This is a genomic window from Rathayibacter sp. AY1B6, assembly GCF_002932755.1.
Taxonomy (GTDB): Bacteria; Actinomycetota; Actinomycetes; order Actinomycetales; family Microbacteriaceae; genus Rathayibacter.
Genome location: NZ_PSWL01000003.1, coordinates 167291 through 192670, shown reverse-complemented (window position 1 = coordinate 192670; position 25380 = coordinate 167291). Strand labels below are relative to the sequence as shown.

Here is a 25380-nt window from a genome sequence, read left to right as displayed (position 1 = left end):
CTCGCAGAGCGAGGGCGGCGTCTCCGTGGTGCTCGAGAGCGGCGCCATGGCGGAGGGCGAGATCCTGCTGGTCGCCGTCGGCCGCGGCCTCGGGCGCGGCGGGCTTCTCGGCGGCCGGGGCGGGCTCGGGCTCGGCGGGGGCGGGAGCCTCGGCGTCGCTCTCGGCGTCGACCGACGGGGTCGCCTCGTCGGTGGGCTCGGTCTCGGCGGCCTGGACCTCGGGGGCCTCCTCGGCGGGAGCCTCGGGCTTGGACGCCGACGCCGCTCCGGAGCCGTCGCCGATGCGCACCAGCTCGGCGCCGACCTCGACGGTCTCGTCCTCCTGGACGAGGATCTCCTCGATCACGCCCGCGACGGGCGACGGGATCTCGGTGTCGACCTTGTCGGTCGAGACCTCGAGCAGGGGCTCGTCCACCTCGACGCGGTCCCCGACGTTCTTCAGCCAGCGGGTGACCGTTCCTTCCGTGACACTCTCTCCGAGTGCCGGGAGGCTGACGGATTCGCTCATGAGCCTGTCTCCTTAAGACGCTTGTGTTTCGATGTCCAGCTTACTGATGCGGAAGCGGCGGGTCGCCGCACCGCAGTGGTTCTACAGGGCGTGCAGCGGCTTCCCGGCCAGAGCGAGGTGCGCCTCGCCGAGCGCCTCGTTCTGAGTGGGGTGCGCGTGCACGAGGGGCGCGACGTCCTCGGGGTGCGCCTCCCAGTTCACGATGAGCTGAGCCTCGCCGATCAGCTCGCCGACGCGGGCTCCGACCATGTGCACGCCGACGACGGGGCCGTCGACCAGGCGCACGACCTTCACGGAGCCGGTGGTCCCGATGATCGTGCTCCGGGCGTTGCCGCCGAGGCCGTAGTCGTGCACGGCGACGCGCTCGGCGCCGTACTCGGCGATCGCCCGGGCCTCGCCGAGGCCGACGGAGGCCACTTCGGGGTCGCTGTAGGTCACCTTCGGGACGTTGACGTCCGAGACGACCTGCGGGCCCAGGCCGGCGATCTCCTCCGCGACGAAGATCCCCTGCTGGAAGCTCCGGTGCGCGAGCTGGAGTCCCGGCACGATGTCGCCCACGGCGTACACGCCGGGGACGGAGGTCTGCAGGCGCTCGTCGGTCAGCACGTAGCCGCGGTCGAGGCGGACCCCGGCCTCCTCGAGGCCGATGCCCGCGGTCACCGGGCCGCGGCCGACGGCGACCAGCAGGATCTCGCCCTCCGCCATGGCGCCGCTCTCGAGCACCACGGAGACGCCGCCCTCGCTCTGCGAGACCGACGCGACGCGGGAGCCCAGCTGGAAGGCGATGCCCCGCTTGCGGAAGGCGCGCTCCAGCTGCTTGCTGACGCTCTCGTCCTCGTTGGGGACGAGGTGGGGGAGTGCCTCGACGATCGTGACCTCGGCGCCGAACGAGCGCCAGACGCTCGCGAACTCGACGCCGATCACGCCGCCGCCGAGGACGACGACGCTCGCGGGCACGTGGTCGAGCTCGAGAGCCTGGTCGCTCGCCAGGATGCGGCCGCCGATCTCGATCCCGGGGAGGGTGCGGGAGGCGGACCCGGTGGCGACGACGACCGATGCTCCGTGGAGCACGTGCTCGCCGACCGTCACCGTGCCGGGCGCGGTGAGGCGGCCCTCGCCCGCGACGACCGTGATGCCGCGCGAGGACACGAGGCTCTGCAGCCCCTTGTACTTGCCGGCGACCACTCCTTCGCGGTAGCGCGTGACGCCTGCCATGTCGATCCCGGCGAAGCTCGAGAGCACGCCGTACTTCTCTCCCTCACGGGCGCCGTCCGCCAGTTCGGCGGCGTGCAGGAGTGCCTTGGTGGGCACGCACCCGCGATGCAGGCAGGTGCCGCCGAGCTTGTCGCGCTCCACGAGCGCGACGCTCATCCCGAGCTGCGTCGCCCGGAGGGCCGCCGCGTACCCGCCGCTGCCACCTCCGAGCACGACCAGGTCGTAGCGCTCTTCCGACACCCAGTGACTCCCTCGCGACGTGCGGTCCCGCTTCCCGGCCGACCGGCTCCGGCGCTGGGCGCCGAGCGGATCGGGAGGGGGGACGAGGCGGGATCTCCCGCCCCGTCGACCCTACTACGCGCTCGCGAAGCCCTCGGCCAGAGCGATCAGGGCGCGCACCGAGACGCCCGTGGCGCCTGCTCCGGTGAAGCCGTGGCCGGCGCCGCCGTTGCTCGACGGACCGGCGATGTCGAGGTGCGCCCACGGGATCGTGGCGGCGTCCTCGCCCTCGCCGCGCTTCCCGACGAACTCGCGGAGGAAGTGGCCGGCGAGGAGCATGCCGCCGGCGGTGTTGCCCGGCTTGACGTTCGCGATGTCGGCGATGTCGGAGTTGAGCAGCGGCCGCAGCTCCGCGGGGAGGGGCATCTGCCAGAAGGGCTCTCCCGCCGCGCGGGCGGCGTCGAGGACGCGCGAGACCAGCTCGTCGTCGCCCAGGGCGCCGACGGTCCGGTTTCCCAGGGCGACCACGGAGGCGCCGGTCAGCGTCGCGACGTCGATGATCGCGTCGGGCTGCTCCTCGCTGGCGGCGACCAGGCCGTCGGCGAGCACCAGCCGGCCCTCGGCGTCGGTGTTCAGCACCTCCACCGTGGTCCCGCCGCGCACGGTCAGCACGTCGTCCGGGCGGATCGCGGTCCCGGAGGGGAGGTTCTCGGCGATGCAGAGCCAGGCGGTCGCGCGGAGCGGGAGGCCGAGCTCGGCGATGGCGCGCACCACGGCGAAGACGGTCGCCGCGCCCGCCATGTCGGTCTTCATCCCGATCATCGAGGCCGGCGGCTTGAGCGAGAGTCCGCCGCTGTCGAAGGTGATGCCCTTGCCGACCAAGGCGAGGTGGGTGCTCGCGCCCTCGGGCGCGTAGGCGACCTTCACGAGGCGGGGCGGACGGGAAGAGCCGCTGCCGACTCCGAGGATGCCCCCGAACCCCTCCTCCGCGAGGGCCTTCTCGTCCCAGACGGTGACCTCGAGGGGCAGGCCCTCTGCGCCGGTCTGCACGGCCTCGGCCAGCGTCTGCGGGTAGAGGTGCGACGGGGGAGTGTTGACGAGGTCCTTCACCGTGCCGACCGCGCGGCCGAGCACGAGAGCGCGGTCCAGGACGGCGGGGTCGGCCGACTCGCCGCCGCCCAGCAGGACGACGTGCTCGACGGGCGCCTTCGCGGCGGCGGCGGTGCTGCCGCGGAAGGCGGTGAAGGAGTAGGAGCCGAGGGCGGCGCCCTCGGCGACCGCGGCGAGCGTGCCGTCGGAGCCGGCCGGGAGGGAGAGGGCGACGGAGGCGGACCCCGCGAGCAGGCGGACGGCGGCGCCCGCGGCGTTCCGCAGCGCGGCGTCGTCGGGCTCCGCCGAGCCGAGGCCGACGAGGACGATCACTCCGGCACGGACCGAGGACGGCACGCGCACGAGCGTCTCGGCTGCGCCGGTCGCGCCGAGCGCGCTCAGCGCGGGGGCCAGCTCCTCGAAGCCCTCCGCGCCGACGAGCCGGGGACCGTCGGGTCCCGGTGCGACGCCGAGGACGAGGGCGTCGGTGTCGATGTCGGAGGCGGGAACGGTCGAGTACTCGAGAGAGGAGAGGGGCATGGCGGCAATGCTAGGCGCTGTTCGCTGAGGGCTCAGCGGACCCGGCCGGGGCGCCGGGACCCCCGTTTAGACTGGACGCATGCTGGATCCGGAAGACCTGTTCGAGATCGAGGGCGACCTCTCCGAGATCCCGCGCGGGCTGCACCTCGTCGCGGGCCTCACCGGCTCGGCCGACGCCGGCGGAGCCGTGGGGCAGCTGGGCGAGTACCTCTTCGAGACGCTCGAGCACCGCGACGTCGCGGTCTTCGACCAGGATCAGCTGCTCGACTACCGGGCCCGCCGCCCCATCATCACGTTCGACCAGGACCACCTGACGGACTACCGTCCGGCGATGCTCCGGCTCTCGCTCGCACACGACGAGCTGCACCAGCCGTTCCTCCTGCTCACCGGCTTCGAGCCCGACTTCCAGTGGGAGCGCTTCACCCGCGCGGTGGTCTCCCTCCTCGAGCGGCTCGACGTCGCCTCGACCACGTGGGTCCAGGCGATCCCGATGCCCGTGCCGCACACCCGGCCGGTCGGCGTCACCGTGAGCGGCAACCGCGAGGACCTGATCGAGGCGATGTCGGTCTGGAAGCCGCACACGCAGGTGCCCTCGAACGTCCTCCACCTGCTCGAGCTGCGCCTCTTCGAGCGCGGCCTGACCGTGGTCGGCTTCGCCCTGCTCATACCCCACTACCTGTCGGACACCGAGTACCCGCAGGCGGCGGTCGCGGCGCTCGAGAGCATCTCGGCGTCGACCGGCCTCATCTTCCCCACGGACCGCCTGCGCGAGAGCGGGCGGGACTTCCTCGGCAAGGTCGACGAGCAGGTCGGCGGCAACGACGAGCTGCGGAAGCTGGTCTCGGCCCTGGAGGCCCGTCACGACACCTACATGGAGGGGACGAGCCTCCGCTCGCCGCTCACCGACGAGGACGGCTTCGTGCCCAGCGCCGACGCGATCGCCGCCGAGCTCGAGAAGTTCCTCGCGATCCGCCGCCCGGGCGAGGAGCCCACCGCCCCCTGAGCGGCCGTAGGATCGGACGAGTGCGTGATCGTCGAGCCTGGTTCGTCTTCGGTGCCGGAGCGTTCGCCTACCTCGTCGCGGTCCTGGACCGCACGACGCTGGGCGTCGCGGGAGTGGACGCCGCGGAGCGGTTCGGAGTGGCGGCCGCCGTCCTCTCGTCGCTCGCCGTCGTCCAGCTGATCGTCTACGCCGGGATGCAGATCCCGGTCGGGATCCTCATCGACCGGTTCGGCCCGCGGACCCTGATCCTCTCGGGCACGGCCCTGATGATGGCGGGTCAGATCGTGGTCGCGATCGCACCGAGCATCGGCGTCGCGATCGTCGGGCGGATCCTGCTGGGAGCGGGGGACGCCGCGATCTTCACCTCCGTCATCCGCCTCACAGTCACCTGGTTCAGCGGACCGATCGTGCCGCAGCTCTCGCAGTGGATCGGCAACATCGGCCAGGTGGGCCAGATCCTCTCCGCACTCCCGTTCGCGGCGATCCTCCACACGTTCGGCTGGGAGCCCGCGTTCCTCAGCGCCGCCGCCCTCGGGGCCGTGTCCTTCCTCGGCGTGCTCCTCCTGGTCGCCGACGTCCCGCCGCGCACCGAGCCGATCACCGTGGTGCCGCCGACGCTCCGGGCGACGATCGCGCAGCTCGGAGTGAGCCTGCGCCGGCCCGGCACGCAGCTCGGGTTCTGGTCGCACTTCGTCACGCAGTCCTCAGGGACGGTCTTCACCCTGCTCTGGGGCTACCCCTTCCTCGTCTACGCGATCGGCCTGCCTCCGACCGTCGCCGCGCCGACCCTCACGATCGTCGTCATCGCGGGGATCGTCGTCGGGCCGGTGCTCGGCGTCCTGACCGCGCGCCACCCCATGCGCCGCAGCAACCTCGTGCTCGGGATCGTCTCGGCGATGGCGGCCGCCTGGACCGTCGTGCTGCTCTGGCCCGGCGTCCCGCCGTACTGGCTCGTCGTTCTGCTCCTGATCGTGGTCGGAGCGGGCGGCCCCGGCTCCATGATCGGATTCGACTTCGCCCGCACGTTCAACCCCTCGCGGAGCCTCGGCGCGGCCAACGGAGTCGTCAACGTGGGCGGGTTCCTGGCCAGCTTCACGATGATGTTCGCGATCGGCCTGATCCTCGACGCGCTGGCCGGTCCCGGCGCCTCCTCGGAGCAGACCTACTCGCTCGAGCACTTCCGCCTGGCGTGGTGCGTGCAGTACGTGGTGGTCGGCGCCGGAGTCGTCGGACTCGTCGTCGCGCGCCGCCGGACCCGCCGCCGCCTGGCCGAGGACGAGGGAATAACAGTGGCCCCCCTCTGGGTTGCACTGAGTGACCGGATGCGCCGCGGCCGCGCGGGGCGCTGACGGTCGTCCCCGTCGATCCGCCCTTCTGCAGACGCGATGTCCCAGCTGAGCGGCCCGGATCCCGTCGGATCGAGCCCCACTCGCACCGCACCGCACGGCTGCACTACTCAGACGTGCAATAATTGTCAATAGGACCCGTTCGGGTCGAGGAGCACCAGGCCCACGTCGGGCGTGCGACGTCCTCGACTTGACATGGGTCCTCGTAATGCCCACCGACGGACGACGCCCTCCCGCGCCGCCCGCCCCCGGGACGCAACGGATGGAGAGGTGCCGCCATGGCCACCAGAGCTACCAAGACCGCAACGCTCGACGCCGTCGACGACGACGTGACGACGACCACCAAGAAGCCCGCGACGCGCAAGCCCGCGGCGAAGGCCACGGCGGCCAAGACCACCGCGGCCAAGACGACCCGCTCGCGCGCCACGACCAAGGCCGCCGCTCCCGCCGACACCGAGGAGGAGCCGACCGACGCCGTCGAGCCCGACGAGGCCGCGGAGGACGAGGAGACCGAGGTCGTCGCCGAGGACACCGAGACCGACGCGAAGGACGACGCGGAGACGCCGGAGGCCCCGGCCGCCGCTGCCGTCGCCGCTCCGGCCGAGCCGCTCCCGAGCGGCGCGCTCGTGCTGTCCTTCGGCGGGGAGGACGACGAGGTCCCGGTCTACTCGACCGCGATCACCGGCGCCACCGCCGACCCGGTCAAGGACTACCTCAAGCAGATCGGCAAGGTCGCGCTCCTGAACGCGGCCGAGGAGGTCGAGCTCGCGATGCGCATCGAGGCCGGCCTGTTCGCCGAGGACAAGCTCGCCAACTCGACCGACCTTAGCCCGGAGCTCGTCCGCGAGCTGCGCTGGGTCGCGAAGGACGGCCAGCGTGCGAAGAGCCACCTGCTCGGAGCGAACCTCCGCCTCGTCGTCAGCCTCGCCAAGCGCTACACCGGTCGCGGGATGCAGTTCCTCGATCTCATCCAGGAGGGCAACCTGGGCCTCATCCGTGCGGTCGAGAAGTTCGACTACACCAAGGGCTTCAAGTTCTCGACCTACGCGACGTGGTGGATCCGCCAGGCGATCACCCGTGCGATGGCCGACCAGGCGCGCACCATCCGCATCCCGGTGCACATGGTCGAGGTCATCAACAAGCTGGCCCGCGTGCAGCGCCAGATGCTGCAGGACCTGGGCCGCGAGCCCACGCCCGAGGAGCTCTCGCGCGAGCTCGACATGACCCCCGAGAAGGTCATCGAGGTGCAGAAGTACGGGCGCGAGCCGATCTCGCTGCACACGCCCCTCGGCGAGGACGGCGACAGCGAGTTCGGCGACCTCATCGAGGACACCGAGGCGGTCGTCCCGGCCGACGCCGTGGGCTTCACCATGCTGCAGAAGCAGCTGGAGTCGCTGCTCGACTCGCTCTCGGAGCGCGAGGCCGGCGTGATCCGCATGCGCTTCGGCCTCGGCGACGGCATGCCGAAGACACTGGATCAGATCGGCGACACCTTCGGCGTGACGCGCGAGCGCATCCGTCAGATCGAGTCCAAGACGATGGCCAAGCTCCGCCACCCGTCCCGCTCGCAGTCGCTCCGCGACTACCTCGAGTAGGCCGGTGATCCGCTACGCGCCGGCGGTCCTCCTCGGGAGGGCCGCCCGGTTCGCCGCGCGGGTCCGGAAGCCCGGCGGGGGATCCGCCGTGCCCGGACTCGTGGTGAACCGCGTCGCGCCGGGGTTCCTGCCCGCGGTGCTCGACGGGTTCCGGGACGGCCTCGTGGTCGTCACGGGATCGGCGGGCAAGTCGACCACGACCAAGATGCTGGTCGCGGTCCTCCGCGCGCACGGGCTCCGGGTCTTCACCAATCCCTCGACGGCCAACATCGCGCAGGGGCTGACGTCCGCGCTGCTGGAACGGGCCGACCTCCGCGGACGGATCGACGCCGACATCGCCGTCCTCGAGATGGACGAGGGTCACGGCGCGCGCCTCGCGCCCCGGATGCACCCCCGCGTCGTCCTTCTGACGAACGTCGTGGTCGACCAGATCGACCGCTTCTTCGATCCGGCGATGGTCGCCCGGATGCTCGGCACCATCGCCTCCCGCGCGACCGGTCCCGTCGTGCTGAACGCCGACGACCGCCACGTCGCCGACCTCGCGACCACCCTTCCCGACGAGCGGATCCGCTGGTACGGCGTCTCCTCCTCCGTCCGCGAGTCCGCGTCCGGTGGCCTGGGCTACGCCGCGGAGGCGGAGGCCGGAGCCGACCGCGCCACCACCGTCGTCGAGAGCACGACGGGAGCGGCCGCGCGCATCGTCAGCGACGGCGACCCGCTCGAGGTCCGGCTCCCCGCACGGGGCGTCCACTACGCGGTCGACGCCGCGGCCGCCGTCTCCACGGCCCGCGCCGTACTCGCCGAGCGTTTCGACCCGGCTCTCGCCGCCTCCGCGCTCTCGAGCATCGACCCCGTCTTCGGGCGGGGCGAGATCGTCACGGTGCGCGGCCAGGAGGTCGAGTTCGTCCTGGTCCAGAACCCGGCGAGCTACCGTCTGAACATCGCGGAGATCCCCGAGGGGACCGATCAGATCATGCTGGCGATCGGCTCCGACGTCCGAGACCCCTCCTACTTCTGGCCCGTGGACACCTCCGTGCTCGGGCATGTCAGGGTCGTCTCGGGGTCGAAGGCGCACGAGGCGGCGCTGCACCTGCGCTACGACGGCGTGCGCGTCGATTCCGTCGACGAGGACCTGGGTCGCGCGCTCGACGCGTTCCTCGCTCTGCCGACCCCCGCCTCCGGCCGGAAGACCATCGTCTTCTCGGCCGATTCGATGCGCCGCACGCGTGCGCACCTGCAGCTCGTCACCAACCGCGAGGAGACCGCGTGACCACCCTCCGCATCGCCGTGCTCTCTCCCGATGTCCTGGACAGCAACGGCGACGCGGCGAACGCCCGGGTCCTCGCGGCTCGGGCGCGCTGGTCGGGCGTCGAGGCGGAGGTCGTGCCGCTGGCGACCGCCTCCGACGCCGAGGTCCGTCCGGACGTCCTGGTCGCCGGAACCGGAGCGGACGAGGACCTCCCGGGCGTCCTGGCGCTCCTCCACCAGATCGCGCCGACGCTGCGCGCCTGGGTCGATCGGGGCACCCAGGTGATCGCTGTCGGAGCCGGTTGGGAGATGCTGGCCGGCGCGATCAGCACGGCCGCGGGCGGTGCCCGGGGGATCGGACTGTTCCCCGGCGACTCGGTCACGGGTGAGCGCGCGACCGACGACCTCGTCGTCGAGACTCCGGGCGGCGTCCTCGTCGGCTTCGAGAACCACGAGCGCCGGATGACCGGGGTCGCGCCCGAGCATGCGCTCGGCCGAGTGCTGCACGGCACCGGCGACGGTGCCGGCCACGAGGGCTACGCAGTGGGGGGCCTTCTCGGCACGCACCTGCACGGCCCCGTCCTCGCGAAGAACCCCTCGCTCGCGGATGCGATCCTGCGGCGCGCCCTCGGCGACGCCTACTCCCCGTCGGACGAGCGGTTCCGCCTGGTCGATGAAACGGCACGAGCCGCTCGCGAAGTGATCGCGAAGCGGCTCGGTGTCGGTCGGTAGGGCGCTGACGCGCCGTCCGGGCTGATCGGGGACGCGCTAGGGGCGCTGCTCCTCGAAGAGCCGGGCGGACTCGTCGTGCCAGCTCTGGGCGATGCTGGAGAGCTTCTCCTGGTACTTCTTCCCGTGGTGTGCGCAGAACAGCAGCTCTCCGTTGTTCACGATCACTCGGATGTACGCCTGCGCACCGCAGCTGTCGCAGCGGTCGGCGGCGGAGAGCTGGTGGGCACCGGCGAGCTCGTCCACGCCGTTCTGGGTTGCTGTGGTCGACATGACTTGGCCTCCTGCACTCGGTCTTCGATCTCTGCTTAGTGGAACCCATCCAAGCACGCGATTGTTTCCGCACGGAGTCGATCGGTCGGCATTTCGCTCTGCGCGTAGGGGCCCCGCGCCGAGCGGCCATCGTGCTGTCGCCGAGTGCCGCGCCACCGCGGCCGGAGCGGTTCCCGAAAGTAGACTGGGCGGATGGCCTCCACCGACTACAACGCCCGTCACCTCTCCGTCCTCGAGGGTCTCGAGGCGGTCCGGAAGCGGCCCGGCATGTACATCGGGTCGACCGACTCGCGCGGCCTCATGCACTGCCTCTGGGAGGTCATCGACAACTCCGTCGACGAAGCGCTGGCCGGGCACGGGACCGAGATCAGCGTGCTCCTGCACGCCGACGGCAGCGTCGAGGTGCGCGACCGCGCCCGCGGGATCCCGGTGGACATCGAGCCGAAGACGGGGCTCTCCGGAGTCGAGGTCGTGTTCACGAAGCTGCACGCGGGCGGCAAGTTCGGCTCGGGGTCCTACGCGGCGTCCGGCGGTCTGCACGGCGTCGGCGCCTCCGTGGTCAATGCGCTCTCGGAGCGCCTGGACGTCGAGGTCGACCGCAACGGCCGCACCTACCGGATGTCGTTCCACCGGGGGGAGCCCGGTCGCTTCGCGGACGGGGGCGAGCCCACGCCCGACGCTCCGTTCACGCCGTTCGAGAACGGGTCGGAGCTGACCGTCGTCGGCAAGGTCGCCAAGGGCGTCACCGGCACGCGCGTGCGCTACTGGGCCGACCGGCAGATCTTCACGAAGGGCGCGTCGTTCCAGACGGACGACCTCGTGACGCGCGCCCGGCAGACCGCGTTCCTCGTCCCCGGCCTGACGATCGACATCGTCGACGACCGCGCGGACGAGCGCCGCGCCGAGATGTTCCGCTACGACGGCGGCATCTCGGAGTTCGTCGAGTTCCTCGCCCCCGACGCGCCCGTGACCGAGGTGCTGCGCCTCACCGGCTCGGGCACCTTCACCGAGACCGTGCCGGTGCTGACCCCCGGCGGCGCGATGGTGCCCACCGAGGTGGAGCGCACCTGCGAGGTCGACATCGCCCTGCGCTGGGGAACCGGCTACGAGACGGTGATGCGCAGCTTCGTGAACATCATCTCGACGCCCAAGGGCGGCACGCACCAGACCGGCTTCGAGCAGGGCCTGCTGAAGCTGCTCCGCTCGCAGGTGGAGGCGAACGCCCGCCGCCTCAAGGTCGGCTCGGACAAGCTCGAGAAGGACGACGTGCTCGCCGGGCTCAGCGCCGTGCTGACGGTGCGGCTCCCGGAGCCGCAGTTCGAGGGCCAGACGAAGGAGGTGCTGGGCACGCCCGCGGTGCGCGCGATCGTCGCCTCCACCATCGCCTCGACGCTGGGCGCTGTGTTCTCCTCGACGCGCCGCGAGGACAAGGCGCAGACCTCGCAGCTCCTCGAGAAGGTCGTCGCCGAGATGAAGTCGCGGATCTCGGCCCGCGCGCACAAGGAGACGCAGCGCCGCAAGAACGCGCTGGAGTCCTCCTCTCTGCCGGCGAAGCTGGTCGACTGCCGCAGCAGCGACGTCGAGAACAGCGAGCTCTTCATCGTCGAGGGCGACTCCGCCCTCGGCACCGCCAAGCTCGCCCGCAACAGCGAGTACCAGGCCCTGCTGCCGATCCGCGGGAAGATCCTCAACACGCAGAAGGCGAGCATCGCCGACATGCTCTCGAACGCCGAGTGCGCCTCGATGATCCAGGTGATCGGAGCCGGCTCCGGCCGCTCCTTCGACCTCTCTGCCGCGCGCTACGGGAAGATCATCCTGATGAGCGACGCCGACGTCGACGGCGCCCACATCCGCACCCTGCTGCTCACCCTCTTCTTCCGCTACATGCGGCCGCTCGTCGAGGCGGGGCGCGTCTTCGCCGCCGTGCCTCCGCTGCACCGGCTCGTGGTGATGAACGCGGGGAAGAAGCCGAACGAGACGATCTACACCTACTCCGAGAAGGAGCTGCAGAGCGTGCTCGCGGCCCTCGGCAAGGCGGGCCGCCGCTACCAGGACCCGATCCAGCGCTACAAGGGGCTCGGCGAGATGGACGCGGACCAGCTGGCCACGACGACCATGGACCGCTCGCGCCGCACCCTCCGCCGGGTGCGGGTCGCCGACGCCGAGAACGCGGGCCGGGTGTTCGAGCTGCTGATGGGCAACGACGTGGCACCCCGCAAGGAGTTCATCGTCCGCGGGTCGGAGTCGCTGTCGCGCGACCGCATCGACGTCTGAGACGCGGGGCTCAGAACACCTCGGGCGCCGCTCCGATCGTCGCGATCGGCGCCGCGAGCGCCACTCCGGAGCCGTCGCGCTTCATCCCCGAGTCGGGCAGCGCGGCGACCGAGCCGTCGGCCTCGAGCGCGTGCGCGGGACCGGGGCCGACCCAGGCCACCCCGAGGGCCGTCTCGCCCTTCAGGAAGCGCTGCGCACGGACTCCGCCGGTGGCCCGGCCCTTGGCGGGGAACTCCGAGAACGGCGAGACCTTCGCACTGCCGGTGTCGGTCCCCGAGAGGGCCCAGCTGTCGACGGCGACCGTCGCCACGACGGCCTCGTCCCGGTCCTCGGCGGCGACGACGGCGAAGTGCACGACGTCGTCGGTCTCGGCGAGCTTCACCCCGGCCATCCCCGCGGCCGTCCTGCCCTGAGGGCGGACGGCGGACGCGGAGAAGCGCAGCAGCTGGGCCTCGCCGGTGACGAAGACCAGCTCGTCCTGCTCCGCCGACGCGGCCGCGCCCACGACCGCGTCCTCGGGCTTCAGGGCGATGAGCTCGATGTCCGGGCGGTTGGGCAGCTCGCCCGGCGCGACGCGCTTGACGACGCCCTGCTGGGTGCCGAGGGCGATCGGCCGCTCGTCGTCGAGAGCGACGAGCGCGAGCACCCGCTCGTCCTTCGCCAGGTGCGGGAGGTAGTCGCTCATCCGCACGCCCGCCCCCAGCTGCACTGAGGAGGAGGGGACGGCGGGAACGTCGACCGGCGAGAAGCGGAGGAGCCGGCCGGCGCTGGTGACCGCGCCGATCTCCGTCCGGCTGGTCGTGTCGAGCACACTGAGCACGGCGTCGTGCTTCGAGCGGCGCGTAGCGCGCTCGGGGTGGGGAGCGGCCTCGGGGTCGCGGTCGACCCGGACCATGCGGCCGGTGGTGCTCAGCAGGACCCGGCAGGGCACGTCCGCGATCTCGAGGACCGCGGAGGCCTTCCGCCCGGTGGTGGCGACGGAGGGGCGCGCCTCGGTGAGCAGGGTGCGCCGCGGGGTCCCGAGGCGCTGGGCGACCTCGTCGAGCTCGTCCGAGACCAGCTCGTCGATCCGGGAGCGGCTGGCGAGGAGGGCCTCGAGCTCGGCGATCTCGGCGAGGAGGGTGTCGCGCTCGGTCTCGAGCTCGATGCGCGAGAACTTCGTGAGACGGCGGAGCTGGAGCTCGAGGATGTAGTCGGCCTGCAGGGTGCTGAGGTCGAAGACCTCGATCAGCCGGGCCCGCGCCGCCGCGGTGTCGTCGCTCCCGCGGATCAGCTGGATGACCTCGTCGATGTCGAGGATCGCGATGAGCAGGCCCTCGACCAGGTGCAGGCGCTCCTGGCGCTTGCGCAGGCGGTAGCGGGTCCGCCGGGTGACGACCTGCACCCGGTGGCCGATGTAGACCTGCAGCAGCTCCTTCAGGCCGAGGGTGCGCGGGCCGCCGTCGACCAGCGCGACGTTGTTGATCGAGAACGCGTCCTCGAGGGGCGTGTAGCGGTAGAGCTGCTCGAGGACGGCCTCCGGGCTGAAGCCGGTCTTGATCCCGATGACGAGCCGGAGGCCGTTGTCGCGGTCGGTGAGGTCGGTGACGTCCGAGATGCCGCTGAGCTTCTTGTTCTGGACGCCGTCCTTGATCTTGTCGATGACCTTCTCGGCGCCGACGAGGTAGGGCAGCTCGGTGACGACCAGGCCGGACTTGCGCGCCGTGATGCTCTCGACCGAGACGCGGGCGCGGGTCTTGAAGCCGCCCCGCCCGGTCGCGTAGGCGTCGCGCACGCCGGCGAGGCCGACGATCGTGCCACCGCTCGGGAAGTCGGGGCCCGGGACGAACGACATCAGGTCGTCCAGGGACGCGTCGGGGTGGGCGATCAGGTGCCGGGCCGCCCCGACCACCTCGACGAGGTTGTGGGGCGCCATGTTCGTCGCCATGCCGACGGCGATGCCGCTGGCGCCGTTGACCAGCAGGTTCGGGAACGCGGAGGGGAGGACCTCGGGCTGGTCGTGCGAGTTGTCGTAGTTCGGGACGAAGTCGACGACGTCCTCGCCGAGGTGCTCGGTCATGGCCGTGGCGGCCGGGGCGAGGCGGGCCTCGGTGTAGCGGGACGCGGCCGGGCCGTCGTCGAGGGAGCCGAAGTTGCCGTGCCCGTCGACGAGGGCGACCCTCATCGTGAACGGCTGGGCGAGGCGCACGAGGGAGTCGTAGATCGAGGCGTCGCCGTGCGGGTGCAGCTTGCCCATCACCTCGCCGACCACGCGGGCCGACTTCACGTGGCCGTGATCGGGCCGCAGCCCCATCTCGCTCATCATGTAGAGGATCCGACGCTGCACCGGCTTGAGGCCGTCGCGGGCGTCGGGCAGGGCCCGCGAGTAGATGACGGAGTACGCGTACTCGAGGAAGGACCCCTCCATCTCGGCCGAGACGTCGACGTCCTCGATGCGCTCGGTGAGCGAGGATCCGGAGGAGGGGGCTGCAGCGTTCATGACTCGATTCGGTGGCGGGCGCGGGACGGCGGCGGGGGACTGCACCGCCCTGCGGCGCCCGGCGGGACGGGCGGAGCGGGGACGGCGCCTCGCGGACGGGACCGGCCCTCCCGTGCACGCGGACGCTCCGCTGCACCGGCCCGGCGGGGACGGCGGCGCTGTGCGAAACTGGGCGCGATGACCCACATGCTACCGCCAGCCCCCGACGGGCGGCGGAGCCTCGCCGACGTCCTGCCGGGCGCCCTCGACGCGCTCCTCGGCCGCCCGGGCCTGTTCGGCTCGCCCCGCGTCGAGCGGATCGTGGTCGTCCTCGTCGACGGACTGGGAGCCGCGAACCTCCGCCAGCGCGCGGGACACTCGCGCACGCTCGCTCCGGCCCTCAACCGCGGCACCACGCTCGTCTCGGGCTTCCCGACGACCACCGCTGCGGCCCTCGCGAGCCTGACGACGGGCCTGCGCCCGGGCGGGCACGGGATGGTCGGCTACCGCGTGCTCGACCGCGCGTCCGACCGCCTGGTCAACCAGCTCTCCGGCTGGGACGAGGGCATGGTGCCCGAGACGTGGCAGCCCCACCCCACGCTCTTCGAGCAGGCCTCGGCCGCCGGTGTCCGGGCCGGAGTGATCGGCCCCGCGCGGTACGCCCGCTCCGGTCTCACTCGGGCGATCCTGCGCGGCGCCGAGTACCACTCCGCCGGCGGCGTCGCCGAGCGCTTCACGGCCGCGCGCGCCCTGCTCGACGAGGGCGGCCGCCAGCTCGTGTACCTCTACGTCCCCGAGCTCGACCAGGCGGCGCACGCGCGCGGCTGGGAGTCGCCGGAGTGGACGGCGGCGCTCGAGCTCCTCGACGGCGAGATCGGCGGAGCGGTCCGCGGGCTCTCCGCCCGGGAGAGCGTGCTGGTCACCGCCGACCACGGCATCGTGGACGTCCCGGCGTCCTCGCACGTGCTCGTCGAGCGGGGACCGCTGCTCGAGGGCGTCCGGCACCTCGGTGGAGAGCCCCGCTGCCTGCAGCTGCACCTCGAGCCGGGCGTGGACCCCGACCAGGTGGCGCGGCGCTGGATCGAGGCGGAAGGCGCGCGCGCCTGGATCGCGACGCGCGACGAGGTGGCCGCGAGCGGCTGGTTCGGCGAGGTCTCGCCGGCGGCGGCCGAGCGGATGGGCGACGTCTTCATCGCGGCACGGAGGACCATCGCGTACTACGCGGCGGACGACTCCTCCGGCCGCTCGATGATCGGGCAGCACGGGTCGCTCACGCCGGAGGAGACGCAGGTTCCGCTCCTGCGCTTCGGCGCGCTGGCCTGAGCCGCGCCCGAGGGCCCGTTTCCGACCGCACGATCCGCCTCGGCGGAGCCGCGCGCCCGCGGAGGGTCAGTCGTCGCTGCGCGCCCCGAAGACGATCTCGTCCCAGCTCGGCATCGACGCCCGTCCCCGGCGGAGGCTCCCGCGCACACCCGACGGCTGCTCGGGGACCGGGGGAGCGGTGCGCGGCGGCTCCGGCGCCTTCTCGACCGGAGGAGCGGCCTCGGCCTCGGGCTCCGGCTCCTCGCGGACGCGGAGACTCGAGGCGTGGTCGCGCTCGCCCCGGCGTCGCCGCAGGGCGTCGAGCAGGTCGGCGGTGTCGTTGAGGTTGCGCTCGCGCTGCTCCGTCGTGCTGGTGACGGGGCGGGGGAGCGTGGAGATCGGCCGCGGGGAATCGGAGAGGGCCGGCTGCGGCTCCGTGTCGGAGGGGCGGACGGCGGCCGGACGGGCGTGCGGCATCGCGGCGGGGCGGCCGGCCGTGGGGTGGTCGGCCCGGGCGGAGCGGGTCGGCGCCTCCGCGGACTCCGGGTCGAAGCGCGTGGCGAGCTCGTCGACAGCGGCGGGGATGACGGCGCGCAGGCGCGGGATGAGGGTCGGCCGGATCTCGCCCTGCTGCGAGAGCGTGATCGCCTCGGAGGTCAGCGGCGACAGCAGTGCCTTCCGCGGGTCGAAGCGCCATCGGGCGTCGTGGTCGATCTCGTCCGAGCGGAAGAGGAGCTTGACGACCCAGCTCTCTTCCTCCTTCCAGCTCGACCACTGCTCGCCCTCGGCGCCGAGGGACGCGAGGCGGTCGCGGATGACGTCGCCGAACGGCGTGCCCTCCTCGAGGGGATCGGGGTCGGTGGTCGTGTAGACGCGCACGGCGAGAGCCGAGGCGACGATGTGCTCGCGCTCGGCCGTGACGGGTCCCTCGAAGCGCTGGACGTAGCCCAGGTCGGCGCCCGTGAGCTCGGCGACCTCCTCGGCGGAGAGCCCGGAGCGGATGTGCGCCTGGATCTCGCGGGGGGAGACGCGCTTCTCGCGCGGCGGGAGGGTGTGGACCCGGGGCCGCAGCTGGCTCTGCAGCGTCTCGTCGATGCGGACCGAGAAGCGCTCGCCGCCCTCGGACACGAGGACGAGCGATCCGCCCTCGACGCCGATCACCTTCAGTTCCATCATCGTGGGGACCCTCCTTCTGGACGCGGACCGGGCAAGGATGCCACGCGCCCGGGCGATCGGCCGGGAATACCCCGGGCGGGTCGAAAGTTGGTGCGGAAGGAGGCGGGGCGAGCGGGTGTCAAGAGCCGTTCGAGGTGGTTTGCGAATCGATGCGTCGTGATGCACACTGACCCCGCCGATTTGTTGAACAGCAGAAATAAGAAGTGGATGGGAATGGCTACGGACTACGACGCCCCCCGCAAGACCGATGACGACTCCGAGTCGATCGAGGCCCTGAAGGAGCGAGTCCCCGACAAGATGTCCGGAGTCGTCGACGTCGATGACGCCGACAACCCGGGCGGATTCGAACTGCCCGGTGCCGATCTGTCCGACCTCGATCTGGACGTCGTGGTCCTTCCGCCCCAGGCGGACGAGTTCACGTGCGTGAGCTGCTTCCTCGTGAAGCACCGCTCGCAGATCGACCACGAGGAGAAGCTCGGACCGATCTGCCTGGAGTGCGCCGCTTAAGCGCCTCCCGGCCCCGAAGGACGACCGCTCCGTCGCCGTGATCCCCGGATCGCGGCGACGATGTCGTCCGGGCGGCGGGTCGAGACCAGCCAGTACGGCGTCGGGTCGGCCGGATCCTCGATCGGGACCCGCACCACGTCCTTCACCCAGCCGCGGATGACCAGGTAGGCCCGCGCGTCCAGGCGCGTCCCCCGCTCGGCGAACGCCTGGTCCCCCGTGTAGGAGGACGGCTCGCCCACGAGGTCGAGCGGGATGTGAGCGCGGCCGGCGCGCAGCTCCCCCTCCGCCACCTCGATCACGGGGGAGAGGGCGAGCAGCGACAGCACGCAGCCCGCGTACAGCACGACCGCGACGATCACCCCCACCGCGAAGTCGATGGGCGCGAACACCAGGATGCTGGCGGGGATCACGAGGGCGGTGGCGACGAAGAGCCAGGGCGCGGGCCACAGCCTCTCTCGGTAGGACGGCATGACCCTATTGGATCAGACGTTTGGTCTACCCTCGTCACGTGCCTGCAACCGTCGACGTCCCGATCACCGCGGACCGGCTCCCCTCCTACGCCCGTCCGGGCGACGCGGGAGCCGATCTCCACTCGACGGAGGACGTGGTGCTCGCTCCTGGCGAGCGCGCCTCCGTCGGCACCGGAGTGGCCGTCGCCCTCCCGGACGGCCACGCCGGCTTCGTCGTCCCCCGCAGCGGGCTCGCCTTCGCGCACGGCATCACCGTCGTCAACGCCCCCGGCACGATCGACGCGGGCTACCGCGGCGAGATCCGGGTGGCGCTGCTGAACACCGACAGCCGCGAGACGTACCGCGTCTCGGCGGGGGACCGGATCGCGCAGCTCGTGATCGTCCCCGTCGTCCAGGCGAGGTTCACGGCCGTCGACGAGCTTCCCGAGTCGGTCCGCGGTACGGGCGGCTTCGGATCCACCGGGTACGCCGCCGGCGCCCAGGAGACCAGAATCCACGAGGAGAGCGCATGAGCGACATCCAGCCCACGGCCGGCGAGGCCGCCGAGCCGGTCCAGCAGGACTACGAGAAGTCGGCGCCGGAGGACCGCGCGGAGGCCGGGCCCCTGGACGAGCGCGAGGCCAACCCGGTCCGCCCCTACATCGACCTCGGCGGAGTGAAGGTGCTTCCCCGCGAGGGCATGCACATCCGCCTCGAGGTCGAGGAGGGGACCAAGCGCGTCATCGCCGTCGGCCTCGACTACGCCGGATCGACGCTGCAGGTGCAGCCCTTCTCCGCGCCGCGCTCCTCGGGGCTCTGGCACGAGATCCGCGGACAGATCGCCGAGCAGATCGGCCGTCAGGGCGGATCGACGACGGAGCGCGACGGCGTCTTCGGTCCGGAACTCGTCGCCGAGCTCCCGATCGCCGGCGGCCAGACCCGCGTCGCCCGGTTCGTCGGCGTCGACGGTCCGCGCTGGTTCCTCCGCGGCGTGATCGCCGGAGCCGGAGCCGTCGACGAGGAGGCCGCGGCCTCGGTCGAGGAGCTCTTCCGCAGCATCGTCGTGGTCCGCGGCAGCGGCCCGATGCCTCCGCGCGACCTGATCCCGCTGAAGGTGCCCACCGGCAGCCAGACCCAGCAGAGCGCGAGCTGACCGGCATGGAGCCGGTGCGGCCCGAGGACCCGGCCCGCCCGGAGGAGCCGGTCCGGCCCGAGGTGGGCGACGCGATCGCGCAGGCCGCCCGCCGCTCGGGCCTCGGCGCGGTCGCCGACGGCGAGCCGTTCGACGGGAAGGCGCTGCTGCGCACGATGGGCGGCGTCCGCGGGATCCTCGAGGCCGTCGTGCCCGGCATCGCCTTCGTCCTGCTCTACACGGTCACCTCGGAGCTGGTGCTCTCACTGGTCGCGTCCGTCGGGCTCGCCGTGGCGTTCACCGTGGCGCGGGTGCTCGGCCGGACACCCGTGATCCAGGCCGTCGGCGGACTGCTCGCCGTGGTGGTCTCGGCCGCGTTGGCGCTGTTCACCGGGCGGGGTGTCGACAACTTCGCCCTGGGGCTGCTCACCAACCTCGTCTACGGGCTCGTCTTCCTGATCTCCGTCCTCGTGCGCTGGCCCCTGATCGGCGTCGCCGCCGGCTTCCTGATGGGGGACGGCACCTCCTGGCGGTCCGATCGGCGCAAGCGCCGCCTCTTCGGGGCCCTGACCCTCGCGTGGGCGGGGCTCTTCCTCCTGCGCCTGGCCGTGCAGTACCCGCTGTTCCTCGCCGAGGACACCACGGCGCTGGGCATCTGGAAGCTGGCTCTGGGCCTGCCCCTGTACGCGCCGCTGCTGGTGCTCACCGTGCTCGCCGTCCGGGCCGAGTACCGCGGGGCCGGCGAGCGCGCCGATGCGGGCGATGCTCCGGATCGGGCATAGAATTGTCTCGACGTCGAGATAAATAGCGCTCGCCTCCCCGCACCGTCGCGGCGAGGTCGACCGGGCGCCTCGGCGTCGAGGAGTTAGGTCCTCCTTGGTGGCAGGCCGCTGTGCGCGGTCGTCAAGATGAGGACGGAGAGCGGCTCCGCCCGTCGGCGGAAGCTGCAGTCAGCGAAGGAGAGGGCGACGTGTCCGCGGTAGACAGCTTTGGATCGAAAGACACCTTGAAGGTCGGCTCGACCGACTACGAGGTGTTCCGCATCGACCGGGTCCCCGGTCACGAGAAGCTCCCGTTCAGCCTCAAGGTGCTGCTCGAGAACCTCCTCCGCACGGAGGACGGCGCGAACATCACCGCCGACCACATCCGCGCCCTCGGCGAGTGGGTCCCGGAGTCGGAGCCCGACACCGAGATCCAGTTCACGCCGGCCCGCGTGGTCATGCAGGACTTCACCGGCGTGCCCTGCATCGTCGACCTCGCCACCATGCGCGAGGCCGTCGCGGCCCTGGGCGGCGACGCGAACCGGATCAACCCGCTCGCGCCCGCCGAGATGGTCATCGACCACTCCGTCATCGCCGACCTCTTCGGCACCGAGGACGCGCTCGAGCGCAACGTCGAGCTCGAGTACGAGCGCAACGGCGAGCGGTACCAGTTCCTCCGCTGGGGCCAGACCGCCTTCGACGACTTCAAGGTCGTCCCGCCCGGAACCGGCATCGTGCACCAGGTCAACATCGAGTACCTGGCCCGCGTCACCATGACCCGCGAGGTGGGCGGCGCGCTGCGCGCCTACCCCGACACCTGCGTCGGCACCGACTCGCACACGACGATGGTCAACGGCCTCGGCGTGCTCGGCTGGGGCGTCGGCGGCATCGAGGCCGAGGCCGCGATGCTCGGCCAGCCCGTCTCGATGCTCATCCCGAAGGTCGTCGGCTTCAAGCTCACCGGCTCGATCCCGACCGGCGTGACCGCGACGGACGTCGTGCTCACCATCACGCAGATGCTGCGCAAGCACGGCGTGGTCGGCAAGTTCGTCGAGTTCTACGGGGCCGGCGTCGCCGCGGTGCCGCTCGCGAACCGCGCCACCATCGGCAACATGAGCCCCGAGTTCGGCTCCACCGCCGCGATGTTCCCCATCGACGACGTGACCCTCGACTACCTGCGCCTCACCGGCCGCAGCGACGAGCAGATCGCCCTCGTCGAGCAGTACTCCAAGCTGCAGAAGCTCTGGCACGACCCCGCGGTCGAGCCGGTCTTCAGCGAGTACCTCGAGCTCGATCTCGGCACGGTCGTCCCCTCGATCGCCGGCCCGAAGCGCCCGCAGGACCGGATCGAGCTCTCGTCCGCCAAGACGCAGTTCGAGTCGGACCTGACCAACTACGCGGACGTCTCGCACGACATCGTCGACCTGACCATCGCGGAGTCGTTCCCCGCCTCCGACCCCGGAGAGCTGCAGCCGCAGGACGAGCACAGCAGCCACGAGCACACCCACCGCTCGCACGCGCCGTCGACCGCCTCCAAGCCGACCACGGTCGAGCTCGGCGAGGGCGGGACCTTCACCATCGACCACGGCGCCGTCGCGATCGCGGCGATCACCTCGTGCACCAACACGTCGAACCCCTCCGTCATGCTCGCTGCCGGCCTGCTGGCCCGCAACGCGGCGCAGAAGGGCCTGAAGGCCAAGCCGTGGGTCAAGACCACGCTGGCGCCCGGGTCGAAGGTCGTCACCGACTACTACGAGAAGGCCGGCCTGACCGAGTCGCTCGAGGCGCTGGGCTTCTACACCGTCGGCTACGGCTGCACGACCTGCATCGGCAACTCCGGCCCGCTGCTCGAGGAGATCTCGGCCGCGGTGCAGGACAACGACCTCGCCGTGACCGCCGTGCTCTCGGGCAACCGCAACTTCGAGGGCCGCATCAACCCGGACGTGAAGATGAACTACCTGGCGAGCCCCCCGCTCGTCATCGCGTACGCGCTCGCCGGCTCGATGAACTTCGACTTCGAGGTCGACGCGCTCGGCACCGACTCCGACGGCAACGACGTGTTCCTCAAGGACATCTGGCCCGACGCGGCCGAGGTGCAGGCGACCATCGACTCGTCGATCGACAAGTCGATGTTCGACACGCAGTACGCGGGCGTGTTCGACGGCGACGAGCGCTGGCGCGCGCTGCAGACCCCCGAGGGCTCGATCTTCGAGTGGGACGAGTCGTCGACCTACGTGCGGAAGCCCCCGTACTTCGACGGCATGACGATGGAGACGACCCCGGTCACCGACATCGCCGGTGCGCGCGTGCTCGCCAAGCTCGGCGACTCCGTCACGACCGACCACATCAGCCCCGCCGGCTCGATCAAGGCCGACAGCCCCGCCGGCCGCTACCTCGACGAGCACGGCATCGACCGCAAGGACTACAACTCCTACGGCTCGCGCCGCGGCAACCACGAGGTGATGATCCGCGGCACGTTCGCGAACATCCGCCTGCGCAACCAGCTGCTCGACGGCGTGGAGGGCGGCTACACCCGCGACTTCACGCAGCCGGACGCCCCGCAGTCCTTCATCTACGACGCGTCGCAGAACTACCAGGCCGAGGGCACCCCGCTCGTCATCCTGGGCGGCAAGGAGTACGGCTCCGGCTCGTCGCGCGACTGGGCGGCCAAGGGCACGAGCCTGCTGGGCGTCAAGGCGGTCATCGTCGAGAGCTTCGAGCGGATCCACCGCTCGAACCTCATCGGCATGGGCGTCGTCCCGCTGCAGTTCCCCGCGGGCGAGAGCTGGGAGTCGCTGGGCCTGGACGGCACCGAGTCGATCAGCATCTCGGGCATCGAGGAGCTGAACGAGGGCGTGACCCCCAAGACGGTGCACGTCGTCGCGGAGCCGACCGAGCACTCGGCCGAGGGCAGGCAGACCGTCGAGTTCGACGCGGTCGTCCGCATCGACACCCCCGGTGAGGCGGACTACTACCGCAACGGCGGCATCCTGCAGTACGTGCTGCGCTCGCTCGTCTAGATCGGCCGCAGAACGTGTGCGCCTTCCCTCCGGGGGAGGCGCACACGCGTTCCCGGGGGCCCCGTGCGTAGACTCGGAAGACGTCCTCACCTCGCTCACGACCCCGGAAGGCGGCGCGCATGGCTGTTCTCGAGACCATCGGCGGTCCTCGCGATCTCGATCGCCTGACCGCGGCCGAGCTCGAGACGCTGGCGCAGGAGATCCGCGACTTCCTCGTGCGCGAGGTCTCGAAGACCGGCGGCCACCTGGGCCCGAACCTCGGCGTCGTCGAGACGACCATCGCGATCCACCGGGTCTTCGACTCGCCGCACGACGCGATCGTGTTCGACACCGGCCACCAGTCCTACGTCCACAAGCTGCTCACCGGCCGCCAGGACTTCTCGAAGCTCCGGCAGCGCGGCGGCCTCGCCGGCTATCCGCAGCGGCGGGAGTCGCCGCACGACATCGTCGAGAGCTCGCACGCCTCCAGCTCGCTGTCCTGGGCGGACGGCATCTCCCGCGCCTTCACGATGACCGGCCAGACCGACCGCCACGTCGTCGCGGTCGTGGGCGACGGCGCCCTCACCGGCGGCATGACCTGGGAGGCGCTGAACAACATCAGCGACGACAACTCCCGCGGCCTGGTCATCGTGGTCAACGACAACGGGCGCTCCTACGCCCCGACCATCGGCGGCATGGCCCGCTTCCTCAACGGCGTCCGCACGCGGCCGACCTACCGCACGATGCACCGCGGCTCCCGGGCCGTCTCCGAGCGGCTGGGCGGCCCCGCCGCCGCCGTCTACCGCGGGGTCCGCGGCGGTCTCCACGGCTTCCTCAGCCGCTTCATCAACAACGAGGCGCTCTACTCCAATCTCGACATCAAGTACCTGGGTCCGATCGACGGGCACGATCTCACCGCGATGGAGGAGGCACTCCAGCAGGCGAAGGACTACGGCACGCCGGTCATCGTCCACGCGATCACCCAGAAGGGCAAGGGCTTCGGCCCGGCCGTGCACGACCTCGCCGACCAGTTCCACGCCGTCGGGCAGATCGACCCCGAGACCGGCGAGCCGCTGAGCGCGGCCGGTGCCCGCTCGTGGACGTCGGTGTTCGCCGAGGAGATCGTCACCCTGGCCGACGAGGACCCGACCATCGTCGGCATCACGGCCGCGATGCTCCGGCCCGTCGGTCTCGACCGCCTCGCCGAGAAGTACCCGGAGCGCGTCTTCGACGTCGGCATCGCGGAGCAGCACGCCGTGACCTCGGCCGCCGGTCTCGCCTTCGGCGGGCTGCATCCGGTCGTCGCGCTGTACGCCACCTTCGTGAACCGCGCCTTCGATCAGGTGCTCATGGACGTCGCGCTGCACCGCGCGGGCGTCACCTTCGTGCTGGACCGCGCCGGGGTCACCGGGCCCGACGGTCCGAGCCACCACGGCATGTGGGATCTGGCGATCCTCCAGGTCGTCCCGAATATCCGCCTCGCCGCTCCGCGGGACTCCGTGCGCCTGCGCGAGGAGCTGCGCGAGGCCGTCGGCGTCACCGACGCGCCGACCGTGGTGCGCTTCTCGAAGGGGAGCGTCGGCGACGAGATCGACGCCGTCGAGCGCCTCGGCGACGGGGTCGACGTGCTCGCCCGCGCCGAGCGCAAGGACGTGCTCCTCGTCACGGTCGGGCCGATGGCCGAGATGGGCCTCGAGGTCGCCCAGCGGCTCGCGGCGCAGGGCATCGGCGCCACCGTCGTCGACCCCCGCTGGGTCGTGCCCGTGCCCACCAGCATCATCGAGCTCGCCCGCGAGCACCGCATCGTCGTCTCGATCGAGGACGGGGTGCGCGTGGGCGGGATCGGCACGCGCATCCGCCAGGACCTGCGCGAGGCCGGCGTGGACACCGCGGTGACCGAGCTCGGGCTGCCCGATCAGTTCCTCGACCACGCCAAGCGCGAGGAGATCCTCGAGGACGTCGGGCTCACTCCCCAGCACATCGCCCGCGACGTGGTCGCGCAGGTGCTGGGCAGCAAGATCCCGGTCGCCCGTCCGCTCCAGGACGAGGTCGAGGCCCGGGACGACGCCCGCAGCGACTGATCGGCCGCGGTCGGTGCGCGGGCGGCGGGTGGACCGGGCCCGGTCGCCGGGCGCGCGCGCTGAGGGCGGACGCTGAGGCGGCCGGTCGCGAGCGGTGTGCAGTCCCGGGTGTCCTCTGAAGGCGCGTGTGCGATCTGCAGGGGTTTGTGCCGCCCGCAGGGGATTGGTCCCGTCCGCAAGGGACCGTGCCGTCTGCAGGGGACCGTCTCTTCTGCTCGAGTCTGTGCCGTCTGCAGGGGTCTGTGCCGTTTGCAGGCGGCCGTCTCGTTTGCAGGTGCGATCTGCAGGCGTTCCGGGCCGCAAGGGCGCTTCTGCCGCGCGAACCGATCGCTACAGGGTCGATCCCCTGCATACCGAACGTTCCCCTGCAGATCGCACGGCGGCCTGCACACGGCACGTTCGCCTGCAGATCGCACGTGTCCCTGCAGACGGAACGGTCCCCTGCAGATCGAGGGGGCGGCACGAGCGGGCGGGCG

The 25380-nt window shown here is 71.8% G+C and carries 20 protein-coding genes; 13 read left to right on the top strand and 7 right to left on the bottom strand.

The window, feature by feature from the left end:
- The 3 genes from C5D08_RS02690 to C5D08_RS02680 all read right to left on the bottom strand — a co-directional run.
- Positions 1-508 (bottom strand): biotin/lipoyl-containing protein (locus C5D08_RS02690; protein WP_308471621.1); only part of this gene is annotated, 508 nt, incomplete at its 3' end.
- Positions 509-589: 81 nt separating this feature from the next.
- The gene (gene lpdA / locus C5D08_RS02685) at positions 590-1963 is read right to left on the bottom strand and encodes a dihydrolipoyl dehydrogenase (protein WP_104275691.1); all 1374 of its coding nucleotides are present in this window, start codon (positions 1961-1963) and stop codon (positions 590-592) included.
- A gap of 114 nt (positions 1964-2077) precedes the next feature.
- Positions 2078-3571 (bottom strand): leucyl aminopeptidase, encoded by a 1494-nt coding sequence (locus C5D08_RS02680; RefSeq protein WP_104275690.1) that lies wholly within the window; start codon positions 3569-3571, stop codon positions 2078-2080.
- Positions 3572-3650: 79 nt separating this feature from the next.
- Between C5D08_RS02680 and C5D08_RS02675 the strand changes: the two genes are divergently transcribed.
- The 5 genes from C5D08_RS02675 (at position 3651) to C5D08_RS02655 (ending at position 9495) form a co-directional block, all read left to right on the top strand.
- Positions 3651-4574, top strand: a complete 924-nt coding sequence (locus C5D08_RS02675; protein WP_104275689.1) for a proteasome assembly chaperone family protein — start codon at positions 3651-3653, stop codon at positions 4572-4574.
- Positions 4575-4594: 20 nt separating this feature from the next.
- Positions 4595-5923, top strand: coding sequence for a nitrate/nitrite transporter (locus tag C5D08_RS02670; RefSeq protein WP_104275688.1), 1329 nt, complete (start codon positions 4595-4597; stop codon positions 5921-5923).
- Between the two features lie 275 nt (positions 5924-6198).
- On the top strand, positions 6199-7515 hold the full coding sequence (locus C5D08_RS02665; protein WP_104275687.1) for an RNA polymerase sigma factor: 1317 nt from the start codon (positions 6199-6201) through the stop codon (positions 7513-7515).
- A gap of 4 nt (positions 7516-7519) precedes the next feature.
- Entirely contained in the window at positions 7520-8785 is a 1266-nt protein-coding gene (locus C5D08_RS02660; protein ID WP_104275686.1) for a Mur ligase family protein, read from the top strand.
- Positions 8782-9495, top strand: coding sequence for a type 1 glutamine amidotransferase (locus C5D08_RS02655; protein ID WP_146086045.1), 714 nt, complete (start codon positions 8782-8784; stop codon positions 9493-9495). The genes C5D08_RS02660 and C5D08_RS02655 overlap by 4 nt, the downstream gene beginning before the upstream one ends.
- A 36-nt stretch (positions 9496-9531) precedes the next feature.
- Here the strand turns inward: C5D08_RS02655 and C5D08_RS02650 are convergent, their stop codons facing one another.
- Positions 9532-9765 carry a hypothetical protein gene (locus C5D08_RS02650; protein ID WP_104275684.1) on the bottom strand — a complete coding sequence of 78 codons (234 nt, stop codon included), beginning with the start codon at positions 9763-9765 and terminating at the stop codon, positions 9532-9534.
- A gap of 192 nt (positions 9766-9957) precedes the next feature.
- Here C5D08_RS02650 and C5D08_RS02645 point away from each other — a divergent pair, with 192 nt between their 5' ends.
- The gene (locus tag C5D08_RS02645; protein ID WP_104232564.1) at positions 9958-12039 is read left to right on the top strand and encodes a type IIA DNA topoisomerase subunit B; all 2082 of its coding nucleotides are present in this window, start codon (positions 9958-9960) and stop codon (positions 12037-12039) included.
- Between the two features lie 10 nt (positions 12040-12049).
- Here the strand turns inward: C5D08_RS02645 and C5D08_RS02640 are convergent, their stop codons facing one another.
- Entirely contained in the window at positions 12050-14518 is a 2469-nt protein-coding gene (locus C5D08_RS02640) for a DNA topoisomerase (ATP-hydrolyzing) subunit A (protein WP_104275683.1), read from the bottom strand.
- A 177-nt stretch (positions 14519-14695) separates the two neighbouring features.
- Here C5D08_RS02640 and C5D08_RS02635 point away from each other — a divergent pair, with 177 nt between their 5' ends.
- Positions 14696-15820, top strand: coding sequence for an alkaline phosphatase family protein (locus C5D08_RS02635; RefSeq protein WP_258067235.1), 1125 nt, complete (start codon positions 14696-14698; stop codon positions 15818-15820).
- A gap of 66 nt (positions 15821-15886) precedes the next feature.
- Here the strand turns inward: C5D08_RS02635 and sepH are convergent, their stop codons facing one another.
- Complete coding sequence (gene sepH / locus C5D08_RS02630; RefSeq protein ID WP_104275682.1) at positions 15887-16975, bottom strand: septation protein SepH; 1089 nt, start codon at positions 16973-16975, stop codon at positions 15887-15889.
- A 213-nt stretch (positions 16976-17188) separates the two neighbouring features.
- Here sepH and C5D08_RS02625 point away from each other — a divergent pair, with 213 nt between their 5' ends.
- Complete coding sequence (locus C5D08_RS02625) at positions 17189-17482, top strand: DUF4193 domain-containing protein (protein WP_055792269.1); 294 nt, start codon at positions 17189-17191, stop codon at positions 17480-17482.
- On the opposite strand, the gene C5D08_RS02620 is transcribed toward C5D08_RS02625, so the two are convergent.
- A complete protein-coding gene (locus tag C5D08_RS02620) occupies positions 17479-17952 on the bottom strand; it encodes a DUF3093 domain-containing protein (RefSeq protein ID WP_104275681.1) in 474 nt (157 codons plus the stop codon). The two genes, C5D08_RS02625 and C5D08_RS02620, sit on opposite strands and share 4 nt — an antisense overlap.
- A gap of 38 nt (positions 17953-17990) precedes the next feature.
- Here C5D08_RS02620 and dut point away from each other — a divergent pair, with 38 nt between their 5' ends.
- The 5 genes from dut (at position 17991) to dxs (ending at position 24904) form a co-directional block, all read left to right on the top strand.
- On the top strand, positions 17991-18464 hold the full coding sequence (gene dut / locus C5D08_RS02615; RefSeq protein ID WP_104275680.1) for a dUTP diphosphatase: 474 nt from the start codon (positions 17991-17993) through the stop codon (positions 18462-18464).
- Positions 18461-19084, top strand: a complete 624-nt coding sequence (locus C5D08_RS02610; RefSeq protein ID WP_104275679.1) for a DUF3710 domain-containing protein — start codon at positions 18461-18463, stop codon at positions 19082-19084. Before dut ends, C5D08_RS02610 begins: the two co-directional genes overlap by 4 nt.
- A 5-nt stretch (positions 19085-19089) precedes the next feature.
- Positions 19090-19845: a DUF3159 domain-containing protein gene (locus C5D08_RS02605; RefSeq protein WP_104275678.1), complete on the top strand. Its 756-nt coding sequence runs from the start codon at positions 19090-19092 to the stop codon at positions 19843-19845.
- A gap of 188 nt (positions 19846-20033) precedes the next feature.
- Positions 20034-22844, top strand: a complete 2811-nt coding sequence (gene acnA, locus C5D08_RS02600; protein WP_104275677.1) for an aconitate hydratase AcnA — start codon at positions 20034-20036, stop codon at positions 22842-22844.
- 119 nt (positions 22845-22963) lie between these two features.
- Entirely contained in the window at positions 22964-24904 is a 1941-nt protein-coding gene (gene dxs, locus C5D08_RS02595) for a 1-deoxy-D-xylulose-5-phosphate synthase (RefSeq protein WP_104275676.1), read from the top strand.
- Positions 24905-25380: the final 476 nt, after the last annotated feature.